This window comes from Actinopolyspora alba (genome assembly GCF_900112765.1).
Lineage (GTDB): Bacteria > Actinomycetota > Actinomycetes > Mycobacteriales > Pseudonocardiaceae > Actinopolyspora > Actinopolyspora alba.
On the sequence record NZ_FOMZ01000019.1, the window covers coordinates 20,503 to 39,873 of the forward strand.

The 19,371-nt window shown below is 67.6% G+C and carries 22 protein-coding genes; 14 read left to right on the forward strand and 8 right to left on the reverse strand.

Annotated elements, in window-relative coordinates:
• Positions 1-31 precede the first annotated feature (31 nt).
• Genes BM150_RS22300 through BM150_RS22310 form a run of 3 tightly spaced genes read left to right on the forward strand, consistent with a single transcriptional unit; the run spans position 32 to position 2,943 of the window.
• The gene (locus BM150_RS22300; RefSeq protein ID WP_092929767.1) at positions 32-1,174 is read left to right on the forward strand and encodes a metal ABC transporter solute-binding protein, Zn/Mn family; all 1,143 of its coding nucleotides are present in this window, start codon (positions 32-34) and stop codon (positions 1,172-1,174) included.
• A complete protein-coding gene (locus BM150_RS22305; protein ID WP_092929769.1) occupies positions 1,175-2,062 on the forward strand; it encodes a metal ABC transporter ATP-binding protein in 888 nt (295 codons plus the stop codon). It abuts the gene before it with no gap.
• Positions 2,059-2,943 carry a metal ABC transporter permease gene (locus BM150_RS22310; RefSeq protein ID WP_092929771.1) on the forward strand — a complete coding sequence of 295 codons (885 nt, stop codon included), beginning with the start codon at positions 2,059-2,061 and terminating at the stop codon, positions 2,941-2,943. The genes BM150_RS22305 and BM150_RS22310 overlap by 4 nt, the downstream gene beginning before the upstream one ends.
• Positions 2,944-3,256: 313 nt before the next feature.
• On the opposite strand, the gene BM150_RS22315 is transcribed toward BM150_RS22310, so the two are convergent.
• The 6 genes from BM150_RS22315 to BM150_RS22340 form a co-directional block, all read right to left on the reverse strand.
• Entirely contained in the window at positions 3,257-4,585 is a 1,329-nt protein-coding gene (locus BM150_RS22315) for an alginate O-acetyltransferase AlgX-related protein (RefSeq protein WP_245755682.1), read from the reverse strand.
• A 66-nt stretch (positions 4,586-4,651) separates the two neighbouring features.
• Positions 4,652-5,407 (reverse strand): ABC transporter permease, encoded by a 756-nt coding sequence (locus BM150_RS22320; RefSeq protein ID WP_092929773.1) that lies wholly within the window; start codon positions 5,405-5,407, stop codon positions 4,652-4,654.
• Positions 5,408-5,413: 6 nt separating this feature from the next.
• Positions 5,414-6,373 carry an ABC transporter ATP-binding protein gene (locus tag BM150_RS22325; RefSeq protein WP_217641867.1) on the reverse strand — a complete coding sequence of 320 codons (960 nt, stop codon included), beginning with the start codon at positions 6,371-6,373 and terminating at the stop codon, positions 5,414-5,416.
• Complete coding sequence (locus BM150_RS22330) at positions 6,370-6,696, reverse strand: winged helix-turn-helix domain-containing protein (protein ID WP_092929775.1); 327 nt, start codon at positions 6,694-6,696, stop codon at positions 6,370-6,372. The genes BM150_RS22325 and BM150_RS22330 overlap by 4 nt, the downstream gene beginning before the upstream one ends.
• On the reverse strand, positions 6,693-7,121 hold the full coding sequence (locus BM150_RS22335; RefSeq protein WP_139219626.1) for a hypothetical protein: 429 nt from the start codon (positions 7,119-7,121) through the stop codon (positions 6,693-6,695). Before BM150_RS22335 ends, BM150_RS22330 begins: the two co-directional genes overlap by 4 nt.
• A 129-nt stretch (positions 7,122-7,250) precedes the next feature.
• The gene (locus BM150_RS22340; RefSeq protein ID WP_092929779.1) at positions 7,251-8,588 is read right to left on the reverse strand and encodes a M16 family metallopeptidase; all 1,338 of its coding nucleotides are present in this window, start codon (positions 8,586-8,588) and stop codon (positions 7,251-7,253) included.
• Between the two features lie 496 nt (positions 8,589-9,084).
• Here BM150_RS22340 and BM150_RS22345 point away from each other — a divergent pair, with 496 nt between their 5' ends.
• The 11 genes from BM150_RS22345 (at position 9,085) to BM150_RS22390 (ending at position 17,701) form a co-directional block, all read left to right on the forward strand.
• Positions 9,085-9,348 carry a hypothetical protein gene (locus tag BM150_RS22345; RefSeq protein ID WP_092929781.1) on the forward strand — a complete coding sequence of 88 codons (264 nt, stop codon included), beginning with the start codon at positions 9,085-9,087 and terminating at the stop codon, positions 9,346-9,348.
• Positions 9,349-9,441: 93 nt separating this feature from the next.
• Complete coding sequence (locus BM150_RS22350; RefSeq protein ID WP_217641869.1) at positions 9,442-10,335, forward strand: hypothetical protein; 894 nt, start codon at positions 9,442-9,444, stop codon at positions 10,333-10,335.
• A gap of 5 nt (positions 10,336-10,340) precedes the next feature.
• Positions 10,341-12,179, forward strand: a complete 1,839-nt coding sequence (locus BM150_RS22355; RefSeq protein WP_139219627.1) for an ABC transporter ATP-binding protein — start codon at positions 10,341-10,343, stop codon at positions 12,177-12,179.
• Positions 12,180-13,205, forward strand: a complete 1,026-nt coding sequence (locus BM150_RS22360; protein ID WP_092929787.1) for an alpha/beta fold hydrolase — start codon at positions 12,180-12,182, stop codon at positions 13,203-13,205. It begins immediately after the preceding gene.
• The gene (locus BM150_RS22365) at positions 13,205-13,795 is read left to right on the forward strand and encodes a hypothetical protein (RefSeq protein WP_175496979.1); all 591 of its coding nucleotides are present in this window, start codon (positions 13,205-13,207) and stop codon (positions 13,793-13,795) included. Before BM150_RS22360 ends, BM150_RS22365 begins: the two co-directional genes overlap by 1 nt.
• Positions 13,792-14,472 carry a response regulator transcription factor gene (locus BM150_RS23900; RefSeq protein WP_139219628.1) on the forward strand — a complete coding sequence of 227 codons (681 nt, stop codon included), beginning with the start codon at positions 13,792-13,794 and terminating at the stop codon, positions 14,470-14,472. The genes BM150_RS22365 and BM150_RS23900 overlap by 4 nt, the downstream gene beginning before the upstream one ends.
• Before the next feature lies 1 nt (position 14,473).
• Positions 14,474-14,866: a thiol-disulfide oxidoreductase DCC family protein gene (locus BM150_RS22375; RefSeq protein WP_092929789.1), complete on the forward strand. Its 393-nt coding sequence runs from the start codon at positions 14,474-14,476 to the stop codon at positions 14,864-14,866.
• A gap of 124 nt (positions 14,867-14,990) precedes the next feature.
• A complete protein-coding gene (locus BM150_RS22380; protein ID WP_092929791.1) occupies positions 14,991-16,250 on the forward strand; it encodes an NAD(P)/FAD-dependent oxidoreductase in 1,260 nt (419 codons plus the stop codon).
• 209 nt (positions 16,251-16,459) lie between these two features.
• Positions 16,460-16,729 carry a hypothetical protein gene (locus tag BM150_RS22385; RefSeq protein ID WP_092929793.1) on the forward strand — a complete coding sequence of 90 codons (270 nt, stop codon included), beginning with the start codon at positions 16,460-16,462 and terminating at the stop codon, positions 16,727-16,729.
• 126 nt (positions 16,730-16,855) lie between these two features.
• A complete protein-coding gene (locus BM150_RS24315; protein WP_175496980.1) occupies positions 16,856-17,023 on the forward strand; it encodes a hypothetical protein in 168 nt (55 codons plus the stop codon).
• 36 nt (positions 17,024-17,059) lie between these two features.
• The gene (locus BM150_RS22390; RefSeq protein WP_217641871.1) at positions 17,060-17,701 is read left to right on the forward strand and encodes a GOLPH3/VPS74 family protein; all 642 of its coding nucleotides are present in this window, start codon (positions 17,060-17,062) and stop codon (positions 17,699-17,701) included.
• 306 nt (positions 17,702-18,007) lie between these two features.
• Here the strand turns inward: BM150_RS22390 and BM150_RS22395 are convergent, their stop codons facing one another.
• The gene (locus tag BM150_RS22395) at positions 18,008-18,208 is read right to left on the reverse strand and encodes a DUF397 domain-containing protein (RefSeq protein ID WP_092929797.1); all 201 of its coding nucleotides are present in this window, start codon (positions 18,206-18,208) and stop codon (positions 18,008-18,010) included.
• Between the two features lie 19 nt (positions 18,209-18,227).
• The gene (locus BM150_RS22400) at positions 18,228-18,803 is read right to left on the reverse strand and encodes a DUF5753 domain-containing protein (RefSeq protein WP_092929799.1); all 576 of its coding nucleotides are present in this window, start codon (positions 18,801-18,803) and stop codon (positions 18,228-18,230) included.
• Positions 18,804-19,371 lie beyond the last annotated feature (568 nt).

Genomic DNA, 19,371 nt, shown 5'->3' on the forward strand with positions numbered 1-19,371 from the left:
GGTTGACACGATCCGGCAAGCAGGAGTCTTCGTGAACACACCGCGTAGTTGCCACCTCGGACGTGCCGGAAGCCATCGCGCGGGCGGCGTAACGGCGTTAGCCGGGCTGACAGCCGCTACGCTGCTGCTCGGCGCCTGCGGCAGCGGCACCGGCGGCACATCGGAGGGCGGCAAGCCCACCGTGGTGACCTCCACGGACATGTGGGCGGGCGTGGCGAAGGCCGTCGCCGGTGACGAGGCCGAGGTCGAGGCGATCATCGACAGTGACGAGACCGACCCCCACTCGTACGAGAGCACCCCGCGCGACGCGGTCCGGATCGATCGCGCCGACCTCGTCGTCTACAACGGCGGTGGCTACGATGCCTTCGTCAGCCAACTGCTCAGCGACGGTGACGGGACCACCAACGGAGTCGAAGCGGTGAGCGTGGCCGAGTCGGGCGAGCACTCCGAATCGGGCCAGCACTCCGAAAATGAATCGAGCTCACCCACCACCGGCTCCACCCACCAGCACGCGGAATCCGAGCAGGGCCACGAGCACGGTCACGGGCACGCCGAATCGGAACACCAGCACACCGAGTCCGAGCAGGGCCACGGGCACGCCGAATCCGGGCACGGCCACCAGCACTCCGGCAACGAGCACGTCTGGTACGACCCGGGGACCGCGCGGCTCGTCGCCGAGCGCATCGCCGCCCGGCTCGGCGAACTCCGCCCGGATCGGGCCGAGAGATTCGAGCGCAACGCCACCGAGTTCGGCGACAGGCTCGACGAGATCGAGCGAAACATCACCGAGCTGCGGAACGAGCACCACGACACCGATGTGATGACCACCGCCCCGGTGGCCGATCACCTGCTGGAGAACGCGGGACTGACCGACATCACACCCGACTCGTTCGTGCGCACGGTGGAGGCGGGCAACGACCCGGCGGCGGCCACCGTGGCGGAGATGCAGGAACTCGTCGGCTCGGGCAGGCCGGCCGCGCTGATCCACAACCCGCAGACCGCCTCCCCACTGACGGAACGGATCACCGAGCGCGCCCGGAACAACGACATCCCCGTGGTCGCCATGCCGGAGACGCTGCCCGACGACCGGACGTACTCCGAGTGGCTGTCCGGCCGGGTAACCGCGTTGGACACCGCGCTCGACGACAACACCGCGGGAACCGGGGGGCAGTAAGTGCAGCGACCGCAGTCGTCGACGGAGCCGACCGAGCACCCCACCGACGGGACACGATCCGACGAGACCACGAATGGCCGGGAGCGTCCTCCCGCCGTGCGGCTGCGCGACGCGGCGCTCTCCTACGGCCCGCGCGAGCTGTGGCGGGGCCTGGATCTCGACGTGGCCCCCGGCGAGTTCCTCGCGGTGCTCGGCCCGAACGGCGCGGGCAAGACCAGCCTGCTGCGCGTGCTGCTGGGACTGGCCCCGCTGAGCGGTGGCTCGGTACGCATCGCGGGTGAACCCGCGCACCGGGGCAACGACCGGATCGGTTACATCCCGCAACAACGCTCACTGCAGAACAGCCTCACCATGCGCGGCAACGACCTGGTCGGGCTCGGGCTGGACGGACACCGCTGGGGCATCGGTCTGCGGCACCGCGCCGCGCGGGCGCGCCGGGTGCGCGAGGCACTGCGCGCCGTGGAGGCCACCGACTACGCCAAGACCCCGCTGGGGCTGCTCTCCGGCGGGGAGCAGCAACGGCTGCGGATCGCGCAGGCCATCGTGTCCGAACCGGACGTACTGCTGTGCGACGAACCGCTGCTCTCGCTGGACCCCTCGCACCAGCGCCGGGTCAGTGAACTGATCGGCCGCCAGACCAGGACCACCGGGGCGGCGGCGCTGTTCGTGACCCACGAGATCAACCCGGTGCTGCCGCTGGTGGACCGGGTGCTGTACCTGGTCAACGGCGGATTCCGGATCGGCACCCCCGACGAGGTGATGAACTCGACGACGCTGTCCGAACTGTACGGAACCGAGGTCGAGGTCGCCCGGGTCGGAGGCCGCCTCGTCGTGGCGGGGGCCGAGAACGAGCAGGACCACCACGTGCACGAGGGGGGCGAGGCATGAACCGGCTGCTGGACGCGCTGAGCAGGATATTCGACTTCGGCCTCACCGGCGAGCTGCTCGGCTACCCCTTCGTGCAGCAGGCTCTGCTGGCAGCGGCGGCGCTGGGACTGGTTTCCGGTGTGCTGGCGCCGCTGGTGGTCACCAGGAAGATGTCCTTCGCCGTGCACGGCACCGCCGAGCTCGCGTTCACCGGAGCCGCCGCCGCGCTGCTGATCGGTGTCGGCGTGACGGTGGGTGCGCTGGCCGGGGCGGTGGTCGCGGCGTTGCTGCTCGGGCTGCTGGGGCAACGCGAGACCGAGCGCGACTCGGTGATCGGCGCCGTGCTCTCGTTCGGGCTGGGTCTGGGAGTGCTGCTGCTGTGGATGAATCCCGAACGCGCCTCGAACAAGTTCACCCTGCTGGTGGGGCAGATCGTCGGGGTGAGCTCGGCCGACGTCACCCTGCTCGGTGCGGCCGCGCTGGTGGTGCTGCTGGTGACCGCCCTGCTGTACCGCCCGCTGCTGTTCGCCAGCGTCGACTCGGAGGTGGCCGCGGCGCGGGGCGTGCCGATCGGACTGCTGACACCGGTGTTCGCGCTGCTGGTGGGGATCGCCACCGCGCTCGGGGTGCACGTGGTGGGGGCGCTGCTGGTGATGGCGCTGATGGTCACCCCCGGTGCTGCGGCCATGCGGGTGACGGCCAGCCCGGTGAGGGCGACGCTGCTGTCGGTGGTCTTCGCCGAGGTCGCGGCGGTCGGCGGGATCCTGCTGTCGCTGGCCCCGGGCGTGCCGGTGAGCGCGTTCGTCACGGCCGTCTCGTTCGGCATCTACCTGGTGTGCCGGGTGGTCGGCGGCCTGCGCGTGAATCGGTTGACCAGGGGTAGCTCCGCCGCCGCGGTGTGACCGAGAGCTCGTGTGGGAACTCGGCCGGGGTGTTCGACCTCGTGCGGTCGGCCTCGTGCACCCCACCTCGTGTGCCCCGTCTCATGCGGTCGGCCTCGTGTGTTCGGCCTCATGCGGTCGGCCTCGTGCGGTCGATCCGCGTGGTCGGTCACCGCTCCCCCGCGTACATTTCGCGAGAAATCGACGCCGCCCGGAGCCGTACCGCCACTCCGGTGTGGCCCCGTGGCCGTCAATTTCTCGCGAAATCGCCGCGCCATCAGCGCCGACTCACGTGCCGGCTAACCGACCACCCACCCGAGTTCTGCTGTGACTTCTAAACCGGGTTGCGCTTGAGGATCTGGCCGACTTGCTCGGCCATGTCCGGGGCGAGCATCGCGTACCGCCCGCCCGCCAGGAACCGCTCCGACAGTTCGAAGGTGACCACCTCGCCCTCGGCGAGCATGCGTCCCGTTCGCTCGGGGTCGGTGAGCACGTTGTTCGGGTGCGCGATGGTGATGTCGGCGAAGGAGGCCGCCAGGTAGGGACTGGCGAACTGGGTGAACGAGTCCGCGATCATCCTCGTGGGTTCGTCGATCATTCCCGGCCGTGCGCTCGACTCCAGGTGCAGCGGTTCGTGGAAGTCGCTGCCGACGAACCGCGTGTTGTCGGCCCCGCCGTCCGGCGCCAGCGAATAGGATCGCACCGTCCATTCCCGCTTCTCGCCCACCAGCTCGGGGATGTCCGCGCGGTGCTGATAGGTCCTGCCCGGCTCCACCTCCCAGCTGTCGGTCACTCCGGGCCGCAGCGACTCCGCCAACCGTCGAACCATCGCCAGCCCGCCCGCGTGTCGCCAGTGGGTGTCGAGTTTGGTGAAGACGGGTTCGTCGCGGCGCCGGTCGAGCTCGCGCAGCGTGGGGCGCATGTCGATCGCCCCGGTGGCCTCGGGCACGCGTCGCCAGAACTCCGAGCGCAGCTCTCGCATGCAGTCACGCCCCACGTACTCGTCGGGCATGTACTTCGAGTACACGGTGGACTTGTCGGGGGCGATGACCAGTCGGAACTCGCGGCCGGACGCCTCCACGACCGAACGCCAGCGCCGCAGCCCGGCGATGACGCGGTCCAGTTCCATGTCGGGCAGGCACTTGTACGACACGTCGTGGCCCAGGAAGAGCCACCCGTCATCGCCCCGGACCACGTCGGGGAAGAGCTCGGGGTCCGGCTTGCCGGAACGCTGTTGGTCCGCGCCACCGCCTCCGAGCGGAGAACCACCGGGGTCGGAGCCGTGCGGGGCCGGTTCGCCGAACACCCCCTCGCTGATTCCCTCGACGGCGTCGACCGCCTGGGCTCGGAACGCCAGGCGATCGCTCGCCCAGTCGTTCAGCCCGGTGAAGAACCCCCATCCCTCGGTGATGCTGGGGAAGGAGGCGAGTTCGCGGTTCTCGATTCGTTCCGCCCGGGCCCCGAGGGTCCAGGACAGCACCGGCGCGCCGAAGAACAGCAAGGCGCAGGCCAGCGCGATGTACTGCTTGGCACCGTGTCGGGGGCGGTGCAGCGGGTGCTCCCTGGGCAACCACGCCTCGTGCACGGCGGGCAGATCCGCCGGAGCCGCCGACGGGGCGTCACGATCGGCCGTACGGGGAGCGCTGGACTGCTTGCCGGACACGTTCACACCGTAACGACCCGCCGGACGGCTCGGTTCTGGATTCCCGGGAAACCGGTTAGGCCGCGGTCAGCGGTTGTCGGTGTCCCAGCTGAACACCCGGGTGGCGAGCGCGGTGAGCACCGCCGCGAAACCGAGCATGAGCAGCCAGCTCGACCAGGCCGAGTACTGCGCGGGGAAACCGGCGATCGTGTGCCGGAAGGTGTCGACCAGTCGTGCGGGTGGGAGCCAGCCGAGCACGTCCCGCACTCCCTCGGGCATGGTGCGCAACGGCAGCACGGCGCCCCCGAGGAAAGACATCAGGACCAGCACCAGGCTCAGCGTGTTGTTGGCGGCTTCCACGCTGGGCAGCACCGCCGCGAGCACGAATCCGAACGAGAGGAAGAACGCCACGCCGGACACGGCCGAGACGAGCAGCACGGGTATCCCGGCGATCGTGACGTAGTCGAAGGCGGTCGCGAACGCGACGACCAGCACGACGTAGCCCAGCGCGACGAGCGCGCGAACGGGCACCAGCGAGAGCAGGAAGGTGATCTTGCGCAGTGGCGTGGTGCTCAGCAACCGCAGCGTCCCGCGCTGCCGCAGGTCCACTGTGGGCGAAACGGTTCCCAGGAAAGCCATGGAGCCGAGCATGAAGAACAGCGCCGTCGGCAGGAGCATCCTGATCGCGTCCGACTCGCTGGAGCGGTTGACGAAGTGGCCCACGGCGAGGAACAGCGCCAGGAAGAACAACGGCATCCCGATCGCCGCGAACGCGGTCTTGCGGTCTCTGATCAGTTCGCGGGCGTTGGCCAACGCCAGCGTGCGGAAACTGTTGCCGGTCATCGGGAGTCAACCGTCCTTCTCGTCGTCCAGGGTTCGTCCCGTCAGCACGCGGAACACGCTGTCCAGACCGCCCGTGCGCCGGACCAGGTTCTGCGGTACGGGAGTCATCGACATCAGCTCGGTGGTGACCTCGTCGGCGCGGGAGGTGTGCACGAGCACCCGGTTGCCGTGCAGTTCGGTCTCCTCGACACCGGGTATCGCTCGAACGGCCTCGATGTCGGGGGCTCCGGCGCGGCGGAAACTGACGACGTCGTGCGGGGCGTGCTCGATGACCAGCTCGGCCGGGGCGCCGCAGGCGACGACCTTTCCACTGTCGACGACGGCCACGCGGTCGCAGAGGGACTCGGCTTCCTCCATGGAGTGCGTGGACAGCAGCGCGGTCCCGCCGCGGTCGCGGTAGGCGAGCAGCACGTCCCAGAGATCGGCCCGGGCGTTCGGGTCGAGTCCGGTCGAGGGCTCGTCGAGCACGATCAGTTCGGGCCTGCTTATCAGGGCCGTGGCGACCAGCAGTCGCCGCTCCTGACCGCCGGAGAGCTTGTGCACCCGGTGGTCCGCCGAGGCGGTGAGTCCGACGCGCTCGATCACCGAGTCCGGTTCCTCCGGATTCTCGTGGAACGAGGCCCAGAGGCGCAGCGTCTCGCGGACGGTGAGGTTCGGGAACAGCTCGGCCTGCTGCGGCTGCACGGCCACCAGCCGCCGGAGCCGTTCACGATCGTTCGACGGGTCCGAACCGAGCACTTCGACGGTTCCCGAGCTGCGCTCGCGCAGCCCCACGAGGATCTCCAGCATCGTGCTCTTGCCCGCCCCGTTGGGGCCGAGCACCCCGAACAGTTCGCCGGAACGGACCTCCAGGTCCAGTCCGTCGACGGCGAGCACGGAACCGTAGTACTTGGTCAGGCCGTGCACGGATATCGAAGTCGTCGCCGCGTGCGGCGGGTGTTCCTCGGACACCTGCTCGGTCGTCAAGACCTCTCCTCCTCGGCGTGGTGGTCGACAATTCGGCGCAGGGCGGCAAGGTAGTCGTCGAAGGCCCGCCTGCCGTTCGCGGTGAGCGAGTACCACGTGCGCGGCCTGCGCAGCACGTGTCCCTTCACCGCCGTGATGTAGTCCGCCTCCTCGAGCGTGGCGAGGTGTTTGGCCAGCAGCGAGTCGCTGACTTCGATGCTGTCCCGCAGGAAGCGGAACTCCACCTGCTCGGCCTCGGCCAGCGCGGACACGATGGACAACCGCACCGGGGTGTGGATCAGCTGGTCGAGGGCGTGGCGCGGATGACTTCCCGACTCGCTCATCGACGTAGCACCCACCATGCGGCCGACCAGCACGGCAGTGCGGGCAGCAGTGCGAGCAGGCACTGCCACAGCGGTTCGTCGTCCAACCAGGTGCTGGTGATGACGCTGGTGAGAATCACCAACGCCGCGTAGGCGATCGTGACGGCACGGGTGATGCGCGGGGTTTCCCGGCTCACCACCCGTTGCCGGTTCACGTACCAGAACAGTCCGGCGATGCAGGCCGCGTACAACCACGCGAACGCGGCGGCGATCCAGCCCTGGGCCAGCGCCTGGCCTGCGAAGAAAACGGTCGTGACGAGCCCGAGCAGGATCAGCATGTAACCGAACCAGCGGGATCCGTCACGAGCGAGCTCGCTCATGCGCCCCGCCCGTCCGAGCGCTTCGTCCGGGGGCATCTCGTGCGATGAGCTCTTGTCCACTGCCATTCCTCCGTTCACTTGAACAGGAGGCTAGTACTTGAATGCTATTCAAGCAAACCGTCCGTGACGAAGGTGCGGCAGCGCGGTGGCGGATTCCGCTTCGAGCGGCGGCTCTCAGCTCGAACCGGCCGACTCTCAGCTCGAACCGGCCGATTCTCGGCTCGAGTTCGGCAGTCGGAAGGTTCGATCGGCCTCGAACGGCCCGTGCACCGCCAGCGCACGCGGCCGGTTCAGCACGTCGGCGGCGACCTCGCGGACGCTGTCCTGATCGACGGCGTCCACCAGCGCCAGCGCCCGGTCGATGTCGATGACGTCCCCGTCCAGCAGTCCGCGGCCGATCTTGGTCATCCTGGCGTTGGCCGTGTCGCTGCCGAGCACGAGAACCGCTCTGAGCTGCGCCTTGCCCACGGCGAGCTCCTCGTCGGTTATGCCGTTGGCGGCCACCTCGTCGAAGTTCTCGGCCAGCACCGCTATCAGCTCGTCGACGTGTTCCGGCGCGGTCGCCGCGAACGCACCGAACAGGCCGGTGTCCGCGTAGTGCGCGCCGGAGGTCGAGACCGTGTAGCACAGGCCGCGCTGTTCCCGAACCCGCTGGAACAGTCGGGAGGAGAGCCCGCCGCCGAGTGCGCAGCTGAGAACACCGAGCGCGAACCGCCGTTCGTCGGTGTTGGTCAGGCTCGAGCAACCGAGGACGACGCTCGCCTGCTGTGATTCCCGCTGCCGCACCAGCACCCCGGGTCGTTCCGGGTACACGCCCGCAAGGGCGCGTTCGGCGGCGGGCTCGGCGGGTTTCTCGCACCAGTCACCGAAGGTCTCGGCCACCCGAGAGGCGATCCGCTCGTGATCGACATTGCCCGCGACCGCGACCACCGCGTTCGACGGCGTGTAGCGCGCCCGGTAGAACTCCGCCACGTCGTCCCTGGACAGCGCGGCGATGGACTCGGCCGAGCCGAGCACCGGCCTGCCGAGCGACGAGTCGCCCCAGAGCGCGCGTTCGAAGGTGTCGCTGACCGACTGCGCCGGATTGTCGGCACGACGGGCCAGTTCACTGTGGATCACCTGGCGTTCGTTCTCGAAGGACCGCTCCTCGAGCGCGGCGGAAGTGACCATGTCACCGAGCAGCTCCAGGGCTGTCGGCGCGTCGGCGTCGTGCACCTGGGCGAAGTAGCAGGTCTGCTCCTTCATGGTGACCGCATTGGACTGCCCGCCGACCGCGTCCATCGCCCTGGCTATGTCCAGCGCCCCACGGCGCTCGGTTCCCTTGAACAGCAGGTGTTCGAGGAAGTGGGTCGCACCGTTGACGCCCGCGCTCTCGTCCCGTGATCCGGTCCCGACCCACACACCGACGCTCGCGGCGCGAACCTCCGACACCTCTTCGGTGACCACACGCAGCCCGGAGGGGAACAGCGTCCGACGCACCACCCCGGTTCCCCCGGAGCCTTCCACCAGTATCTCGGTCGGGTGTGCACTCATCCCACGTCCTCGATTCGTCAACACGTTCACGACTTCCGGATCGCCGAACTCTGTCGGCGACCAACGAACCCTTTCCATGAAACACGAATCGGCCCGACGCCGAAACCAAGAAACAACTAACGGTAAACAGCGATTACACCTTGTGGATCTCCGGCCCGAAAATGCGACACGAAATCCACGACAAGTACTCTGCGAGATCGCTCGAACACGAAGGGTGTCAGCGGTCGAAAGCACAACCACAATTCTGACTGTGATGTACGACACTATGCCTTGTTCGCTATTGACAATGCGGTTATCTCTTCCCGGCGAGAGATAGGTCCTCGAGTATCCCGAAAAACAACACCGGCTGATCTAAATGTGAGCGAAACCGGGCACCATCGGGCTCCGCGGTGGACACGAGAGCTCACATATCGGCATTTTGGTGGACGACAGTATCTTCCCGCTTCGCTAACTTGACTCGTGCAATTATCCGATTCCCAACAAAATGGGAGTGACTATGAACCGTATCGAGTCAGTCGCGAACGTCCAGCTGCCCGACGCGCACGACGGCGCGGTCAGGTCGTTGGACACCACCGGCTCCACCGCCCCCGTGCTCACGGCCGCGGCCATCACCGCCGCGGCGGTCGTGTGCTTCGCGGCTGGTGTCGCGTCCGACGCGGTGGAGAGCGGCTCCGGTTCCTATGCCGCCTCCACCGGCCAGGACCCGACCGGCATGTCCAGCGGGGAGCTGCTGCAACGGCGTACCGCTCTGCTGGGCTGAGTCGCCTTTCGGGGTACCCACCAGGGTACCCCGTCTCTCCCCTCCAGGAACAGCACGACCCCCGGAACGGAACGAGCCGAAGGACCGACATTGGTGCACGAACCCGGACACGAGGATGGCTTCGACGCGGAGGGGCTCGAGGCGACGCTGGAGAACGTCGAGCGGCTGACCGCGTTCGGCACCCTGATCTCCTCCCTGGAGTACCTGGCCGCGGGAAAGAGCTTCGCCGACGACGACCTGCTGAGCTGGGACGTGGCACGAACCCGGCACAAGGCGCTCGCGGGAAGGGTCGGTGATCTGCTCACCCCGCTGATGAAGTCCCCCGGGATCAACGTGGTCTTCGCCGCACGCGCGGCCGGCTCGATCGTGCTGCTCGTACCGCGCGCACCGTCAGCGGCCAAAACGACCGCGACGGCGGTGCTGACGGCTTCGAACTACGCGCTCCACCTGCGGACCCCGTACGGATCGGACGGTTCGGAGCACATATCGATGATCACCTACACCTCGTTGCTCGCGAGCAGACTCGCCCGTTCCGACGAGCGCGCCCAGCAGGCCTGCATGCACTTCATCGCACTGCAGTCCTGCCTGTCCTACGGTGTCGCGGGTATCTCCAAACTGGTCTCGCCCGTCTGGCGCAACGGAACCGCCGTGCGCGACATCTTCCGCACCCACATGTACGGGCACAGCCGGGTCTACGAACTGCTCAAGAGCAAACCCTGGGCCGCTCGCCTGCTGGCCTGGGTGACCATCACCGGCGAGACCGGCTTCCCGTTGGTACTGGTCGCGCCGAAGCCGGTGGCGCGCGGGATCCTCGCCTCCGGACTGAGCTTCCACGGCGGCAACGCGGTGTTCATGGGGCTGAACCGTTTCCTCTGGGCGTTTCTGGGGACCTACCCCGCGGTGGCTTACACCTCCAGGAATCTGGGGCCGATCCGCGGCCGCTCGAAATCACGGCTCGTCGCCCGCCTGACCGGTTCCAAGAGGTGATCCCGTTGTCGGCCGAGCAAAGCGGAGCTTCGCTGCGAGTACGGGATCTGGTTCGTCCCTACCGCGGTATTCTGACCGTGGCGATCGCGCTCGGTGTCGTCGCCGCTCTCGCCTCACTGGCACAACCGATGGGGATCGGCTGGCTGGTCGACACCGTGGGACGGGACGGCGGGCTGTGGTCACCGATCGCGCTGCTGATCGGGTTGTTCTGCCTCGACGCGTTCGTCGGAGGACTGCAGAGCTACCTCGTCGGGCGCACCGGGGAATCGGTGGTGCGGGACGTCCGCTTCACCCTGACCGGGAGACTGCTGCGAGCCACCCGGCGCGAGCACGAGGAACGACCGAGCGGGGACCTGCACGCGCGGGTGGTCACCGACACCTCGCTGCTGAAGGCGGCCCTCACGCAGAGCCTGGCGACCATGGTGGTCAGCGCGCTGATGGTGCTCGGCGGCATCCTCATCATGGTGGTGCTGGACCCGCTGCTGCTCGGCCTGACGCTGCTGTCGCTGTCGGTCGCGGCAGCGGTCACTTTTCTGCTCGCCAGGAGACTGCGCGGCGCGGCACAACTCAACCGCGGCCGCGTTGGGGCCCTGGGTGCCGACCTGAACCGGGCGCTGTCCGCGATAACGACGATCAAGGTCTCCCGCGCCGAGGAGCGCGAGCAGCGACGCCTGGGAACCAGAATGGACGAGGCGTACCGCACCGGTCTCGGCGTGACGAAGTTGAACGCCATGCTGGCCCCCACGGTCAGCGTCGGGCTGCAGATCTCCTTCGCCGTGGTGTTCGCGGTCGGGATGAGCCGGGTCGCGACAGGGGGCATGAGCATCGCAGAGTTCACCAGTTTCGTGCTCTACCTGTTCTACCTGATCACCCCGCTGGTGACCGTCTCGACCGCGCTGGGGCAGCTGCAGCAGGGACTGGCAGCGATCACGCGGCTGGACGAGGTGCTGCGGATCGGCCAGGAGGACGGGTCCGTGGCCGAGGGGTCCGTGGCCGAGAGCTCCGGCGGCGAGACCGGCACGGGCAACACCACCACCGGCGCGGGAACGCTGGCGAGGTTCGAGGACGTGCGGTTCGGCTACGGAACCGGCCCGGAAGTGCTGCACGGGATGACGTTCGACATACCGCGCAGCGGACTCACCGCCCTCGTCGGCCCCTCCGGTTCGGGGAAGTCCACGATCCTCACGCTGCTGACCAGGTTCGACCGCCCCGATTCGGGAACCGTCACACTGGACGGCACCGACGTCGGCGAGCTGGAGCTGCCCGAACTGCGCGGCCGGGTCGGCTACGTGCAGCAGGATCCCGCGATCCTCTCCGGAACCGTCGAGGAGAACATCCGCTACGCCAATCCGGACGCGAGCCGGGCGGAACTGGACGAGGCGGTTCGGCTGGCCGATCTGGAAGACGTGATCGCCGCGCTGCCGGACGGCATGAGCACCGAGGTGGGCCAGCACGGCAGCAAGCTCTCCGGCGGCCAGCGACAGCGCGTCGCGATCGCGAGGATGCTGCTCACGAACCCGGACATGCTGCTGCTGGACGAGGCCACGGCGCAGCTGGACTCCAACTCCGAGAACGCGTTGCGCGACACCATCCACGGCATAGCCGAACACCGCGCCGTCGTGGCGATCGCCCACCGAATGTCCACAGTGATCGAGGCGGATCGGATTCTCGTGGTCGAGGGCGGCAGTATCCGCGCGCGGGGCACCCACGAGGAACTGCTGGCCACCGACGAGCTCTACCGGACGCTGGTCAGGACCGACATCTCCGACGAGGAGCGGCAGCGGGCCGATTCGTCGGCCGAAGAAACGGATACACCGCGGCTCATGAGTTCGAAAGGCGCGTGAATGGGCAAGTCATCAGCGATGTGGGCGGGCGGAATCGGGCTGCTCGCCGGAATCGGCCTCGTGGGGGGAAGCTGCTACCAGGAGCTGATGCAACGCCGGGACCGCGAGTGGTCCCACCCTCCCGGCGAGCTCGTCGAGGTGAACGGGCATCTCCTTCACCTGCGCACCGAGGGCATGCGGGAACACGGCCCCACCGTCGTGTTCGAGAACGGCATGACCTGCCCCAGCCAGGAGTGGGAGTGGATCGCGCCGCGCATCGCCGAGCACACCGGGACGCTGCGCTACGACCGCCCCGGCAACGGCTTCAGCGATCCCACACCCCACCCGCGCACAGCCGACCGGATGGTCGCCGAACTCGAAACCGCCATCGAGCTGTCCGGTGCACCGGGGCCGTACATCCTGGTCGGACATTCCTTCGGCGGCCTGCTCGTGCGGCACTTCGCCCACCGGAACCCGGGACGAACGGCGGGTGTGGTGCTGGTCGACGCGACGCACCCGGAGGAACTCGAACGTTCCCCGCGACAACAGCGCGGACTGCCGTGGCTCGAACAGACCATGTACACGTGGTGGGCCAAGGCACGGCTCGGCCTGCTGCGGCACAGCAGGATGGACAGCCCACTGGACGAGCTCCCCTCGACAGCGGCCACCGCGGTCCGCGAGCGGATGAGCACTCCCGGAGCGTGGCGGGCGGCGCTGCGCGAGCTGCACGCCTGGCGGGACTCGATACAGCACGAGACGAGAGGGCTGCCGCTGCCCGGCGGATGCGCGCTGTCGGTGGTGACCGCGGGCAAGCAGATCAGCAACGATCCCGTGCACGGTCAGCTGCAGCGCGACCTCGCCGAACTTTCCGAAGAATCCAGTCACACGGTCGTCGACGACGCCGACCACTACACGCTCGTGAGCTCGCCGGAGCACGCCGAGCGGGTGGTCCGGGTCATCGAGCTCATGGCGCGGGACAGCCGCGTGGGGTCGATCGACGGGCCGCCGGAACGAACCACAACCACCGCCGAGAGAAGTGATCCGTGATGACAGGACGAACACTGCTGCGCACCGCGCTGTACGGCGTTTTCGGTTCCTGGCTCGTCGGTACGGTCCTGTGTCAGGATCCGTTCCGGCGCGAGGACAGGATCCGTCGGCTCGACCAGTTCAACCTGATCTTTCCCGACTGGCGGTTCTTCGCACCGAACCCCGGTATCCACGACTATCACCTGCTCTACCGGGACACCCTGGCGTCCGGCGAGGTCACCGAGTGGTCGGAGATCGGCCACATCGAGGAGCGCAAACCGCACCACATCGTGTGGCACCCCCATCGCCGCCTGGAGAAGACGCTGTTCGACATCGTCGCGGAAATCCTGCGATTCAGCGGCGAGAGCGAGGCCAAACGGGACATGGCCCTGACCGTCCCGTACCTCACCCTGCTCAACTACATAACCCACCGCTACCCGCACGCGCCGAACGCGCGGAGCACGCAGTTCCTCGTCGCCGCGTCCGGAGGATACGAGCAGAGCGAGGAACCGACCATGCTCTTTCTCTCCGAGAGCCACCGGCTCGAACGGGGACACCGTGAATCGGATGGAGAACCCGAACGAATTCACGCAGAGAGGATGGGAACGTGATCGTACTCATCGACAGACAGGGCGAGATCCCGGCGATCAGACTCAACGAGACGATCAGGACGACCGTCGGTATCGAGCGTGTCGAGTATCCGGACGCGCACGAGGACTTCCTCGCCAAGGCCGAGCGGCTGCGTCCCAGGATCGGCGTGGTCAGCGCCGATCGGGCCGATCTCGACATCGAACGCTTCACCGAACGGGTGCCGGGCTGGAACGAGTCGGGGGGATTGATCGTGATCGCCTCCTCGGAGGAGCGGCAGGCGGCGGGATTCGCGCTGCGGTGCGGCGCCAGGGGTGCGCTGTCCTCCGAATCGACGGAGGAGGAGATCATCGCCGCGTTGTTCTCCGTCCGGGTGGGGCACCCGTTCGCCCCTCCGAAGCTGGTCACCGACATGCATTCGATGGTCGGGACGCTGCTGTGCGCCCCGGAGCGGACCAACACCGGATGCAGCCTGACCGAGCGGGAGTGGGAAGTGCTCAAGTTGTTGGCATTCGGCCACTCCAACGAGGGAATCGCCGGTCAGCTGTGCATCAGTACCGCGACCGTTCGATCCCACGTGCTGCACATTCTTCGCAAGATGCGGGTCCGCAACCGTTCGCAGGCCGTGGCCATCGCCTACGGGTTGTACACCACGATCCCCCACGAGCCGACCAGTCCGCTCGACGCGCAGGCGGTGTGAGATGACCGAATCCCGTTCCGGGGGCGCGCAGCCCCCTTACCTGATCTTCGACGGGGACTGCGGCTTCTGCAGCCGCGTGATCGAACTGCTGGGCAGGTGGGTCACTCACCCGGCCGTCGTGGCCAGCTGGCAGACACTCGATCTGGATCGGTTCGGTGTCACGCGGGAGCGGGCGAACCACGAGATCCTCTGGATCGACACCGACGGCACGGTCTCCGGCGGTTCCGTCGCTTTCGGACGATACTTCGCGGCGGTGGGGGGTCGATTCCGGCCACTGGCTTTTCTGCTGCTGCACCAACCGACCCGATGGGTCGCGGCACGCCTCTACGAACTCGTCGCGCGCAACAGGCACCGCATGCCGGGGGGCACGGCTTCGTGCTCCCTGCCGCGGTGAGCGACGCGTTTCCGGGAGGGGCGTCGCGAACGAACGGGCAGCGAGCACCGGGCAACGAGCGCGGGGCAACGAGCACCGGGCAGCGAAATCAGGACACGAACCGGCCGGTACGGAGGCGACAACGGTGGTCGACAGGGCAGCGGTGATCGACAGGGCAGCCGAGGCGGAATTCGACGTCGTGGTCATCGGCGGCGGGCCCGCGGGGGCCAGTACCGCCGGGCTGCTCGCGCGGTCGGGTCACCGCGTGGCGGTACTCGAACGTGAGCGCTTCCCGCGCTATCACGTGGGTGAATCGTTGATCACCGGAATGCTCGACATAATCGAGGAGCTCGGGCTGACGGAGCGCCTCGACCGGATGGGATTCGAGCGCAAGTACGGCCTCAGCCTGATCTGGGGGAAGGAGCGCGGGCTCTGGGACATCAAGTTCGCCGAGGGCGGCCCCTACGAGTACTCCTACCACGTCCGGCGGGACGAGTTCGACGAGCTGCTGCTGACCAGGGCCGCCGAGCTGGGGGCGACCGTGGAGTTCGAGGCCACGGTCAAGGGACCGGTCGAAGCGGACGGCGAGGTCACCGGGGTGGAGTACACGACCCCGGACGGCGGCAGGCACGTCGTGGGGGCACGCTTCGTGGTCGACGCCTCGGGGCAGTCCAGGACCGTCGCCCGGCACTACGCCGAGCAGCGGTGGCACGAGGACCTGAAGAACCTCGCCGTCTGGAACTACTTCACCAACTGCGGGCGCCTTCCCGACGACCAGCGCGGCAACATCCTGGTGGAGCGGGTTTCCGACCACGACGGCTGGTTCTGGGCGATCCCGCTCGGCGAGGACCGGCTCAGCGTCGGCTACGTCTCCCCCACCGGACAGCTGCGGGACACCTCGCTAACACCGGACGAGCTGTTCACGGACCGCATGCGGCACACCGAGAGGTTGGCCGAGCTGCTGAGCGACGCGGAGCCGGTCAGCCGGTTCCGCACCGCCCGGGACTGGTCCTACGTGGCCGAACGGCTGCACGGTCCGGGCTGGGTGAGCGTGGGCGACGCGTCCGGATTCATCGACCCGCTGCTGTCCACCGGGGTGTGCCTGGGAATTCTGAGCGCGAGCCCGCTGGCACAGGCGCTGGACACCGCGCTGCGTGATTCCGAGAGAACGGAGAGCGCACTGCGGTGGTACGAGAATGGAATACGCGAGTTCCTGCTGGGAATGACCGAGTACGTTCGTTTCTTCTACGACGGACAACGGGACCGGGAGGATTACATGCAGCGGGCCGCGAAAATGGCCGACCCGGACACCTTCGTTTCCGATCGATCCGGATTCGCGGCCGTCATAGCCGGAACGACGGGGCTCGCACCCGCCTTCGAGAACGCGACTCCCGCCGACCTGTGACCCCATTCGCACGACTGAAAAACACCGGGTCCGAGCGAGCGCGAAACGACTGTTTCGCGCTCGCTCGGACATCCATGCGCACTGAACCGCAGGCCACGAAAATCAGCAATTTGGTGGTTGGTCCCGCGACGACGGGAAACTAACCTGAAACAGGTGGACATCGCAGGGTGTTCACAATTTGTTCGCCTTATTTCCGGAGGAGCAGACGAATGAATCGCATCGAGAACGCCGCAACTCAGCAGGTGACGGCTTCCGCCGGGGCCATCGAGCCGATGGACAGCGTCGAGGGCGTCTCCCCCGTGCTGACGGCCGCCGTCGCCGCCGGTGCCGTCGCCGCCACGGCCGCCGCCTTCGCCGCGGGCAACATGGTCACCGACTACGTCGGCGCCGGCTACACCGCCAAGCACGACGGCAGTGAGCTCTCCGGCATGTCCGTGGGTGACCTCGTGAACTCGCGTCGCGAGGCCATGTCCCACTGAAGCGGGTCGACGGCTCCCTGAGTCGCGGGGTGGGGCAGCGCTTGCGGCTTCGCCTCACCTCGCTCGTCTTTCGTACACTCACAGTGTGAGTGCGCTCACCGAATCCGCACGAGAAGGGCATCGGCTGTGAGCCAGAGCAACAACAACGCGGTGATCGGGGGCGGCGCGGTACTGGGTGCCGTGGTGGGAGGATTCGTGGGGATCTTCCTCGGCAACCCCGCCATCGCGGCCGCGATCGGGCTGGCCGTCGGCATCGCGCTGGCCACCGCGATGCGCGCGGAGCGAAAGAACTGACGACGTCCCGGAATTCGGGGGGCACGGATGCCTACCATGCCGTTGGCCGAACGACTGCTGCTGCTTACCGCCTGGGCACACGAGGGCGGGACCGGTGGCGAGACGACCGAACTCACGTTGGCCGGTGCCGAACTGCTCGAACTCGTGCTGGCGGGCCGGGTGGACATCCGCGACGGCGCGATACGAACCACCGGAAGCGGCGAACGCCCCACGACCGTGCTCGAAGGGCTGGCCGAGGAGTTCGAGACGAACGAACCGACCGAGGCCGCGGACTGGATCGGCGGCAACGCCGGGCGAGTACGGGACGCCTGCCTGCGGAACCTGATCGAGCGCGGTGTCGTCCACGAACGACGCAAGCGGCGCTGGGGCTTCTGGCCCGTGCGGCAGTACGTCGTCGAACCGGGCGCGCAGCAGTCCACGCTCGTCGAGCTGCGGGAGTTCGCGGCGGGCACGGACTCGGCGCGGGAGGTGGTGGCGCTGGCGGAACTGCTGCGCACCGCCGAGGCGCTGCACGACGTGCTGCCGGAGGCCGACGCCCGCGAGGTGGCACGCCGCTTGGACGAGAACGACGGCGACACTGCGGTGCGCGAGGCCGTCGGCAAGGCCGTGGAACAGGTGCGGGTGGCGGTCCAGACCGCCACTACGGCGGGTGCCTTCGTCGCGGTGACCAACACCTGAGCCGCGTTCGCTCCCACCGGGACATGCCCGCCGCGCCATCGTGCGGCGGAGACCCGGTTCTCCCGGTCCGCACTGGTCGGACCTCGCTGTTCGGGGCCGAGAACGACGGGCCGTAGCCGCTGTTTCGTCGCTCGGCAAGAATCCGGCAGCGCACGGAACGCCGCGCAGCGGGGCAGGGATCAGGGGAGCTTCGAGGGCGATCCGGCGCCGAATTGTTCGGTTCCGAAGCAGGAGTCTCTCGTGTCGCGGAAGGCGAGGCGAAAAGTCCCGCCCGGCGTGTACCGAGCGGGACTTCACGGCAGCGGTTCAACCGTCGAGGCGGTCGCTTTTGATCGCGTCGAGGAACGAGGTCCACGCGGTGCTGTTAACCGCGAGAGTCCCACCATCGCGGTCCTTGGTGTCACGGACGCCGATCACTTCGCGTGCGAATCCGACCTCAACGCAATTGCCGCCGTTTCCTCCGCTGCGGCTTGACTTGCGCCACACGGCGCCGTGAAGCTCGCTCATGCCGCACCCTCTCATCGTGCTATGCCTGTAGATCCCGGGCCGCCCTGCGGATCAGCTCCGCACTCTCCGCAGGACTCGACGCAGTGGCCCGTAGACGATCGAACACCACCGTATACGTTTCCACATCGGCCTGACGATCGTGGTAAGCGGCTGAGGTCAAGCTCTCCGTGTAAGCCAATGAAGGGGCTACGTCATCGGGGAAGCGGAGCAGCACGAACGGAAAACCGGCTCCGGGGTGAGCCCCAGCCGAGCAGGGAACGATCTGCACCTCGACCTGAGCTTGCTGTTGGACATCAACCAGCAGTTCGAGTTGATCAGACATCACCGCTCGCCCACCTACCATTCTCCGGATGGCGGCTTCACTGATCACGGCTACCAGGCGTGCTCCATCGTTGAGTAGGCGTTCCTGTCGTTCGGTACGAACCTTGAGCCTGTTCGCCACTTCGTCAGCGGGCATTTCCGGGTTGCTGCTGTTGATCAGAGTGTGTGCGTAGTCCGCGGTTTGAAGCAGACCTGGAATCAGCTCCGTCTCGTAGGTACGGATCTCCGCAGCGGCTGACTCCAGCCCGACATAGCGGCGGAACCAGCGAGGCACAGCTCCCTTGTAGCTCTGCCACCAACCGCGTTGGTTCGCTCCTCTTGCCAAGTCCTGTATCTCGGACTTGTCCTCATCAGAGGCACCGTAAGCCTCGACAAGTGCATTGCGCTCGGCAACTTTGGTGGGTACGTCTCCGTGATCGAATAGTTCGGAAGGAGACGACGTCTATGCGACGCGAACCCAGCGTTCCCCACCAGCTAGAGTCGGCACGGCATGTCTACGCCGACCGGACGGAAGAATACCTCGGACGCGTCATTCGAGTTCGCCGCAACGGGGCGAATGTGTATCTGCCCGAACGAGCGGACGGCGAACCCATCACCGACCGACCCGGCCGAAGAGGGGGCTGGCCTGACCGCCAATCCGCCGCAGCCGCTCTCGCCCAGTCCTACCTCACACAGCCCGTAGCAGCCATGTCCTGACCAATCGCCCCACACGTGAAGCAGCCACGTATGGGGCGATTTTTGTATCTGACATCCTCAGGCTCAGGAATGATCACCGGATGCGGTTACCAAGACTAGGGCGTTCGGCGCAGTCTCGTCAGTAGCGTCGTTTCACCTTGTTGGTT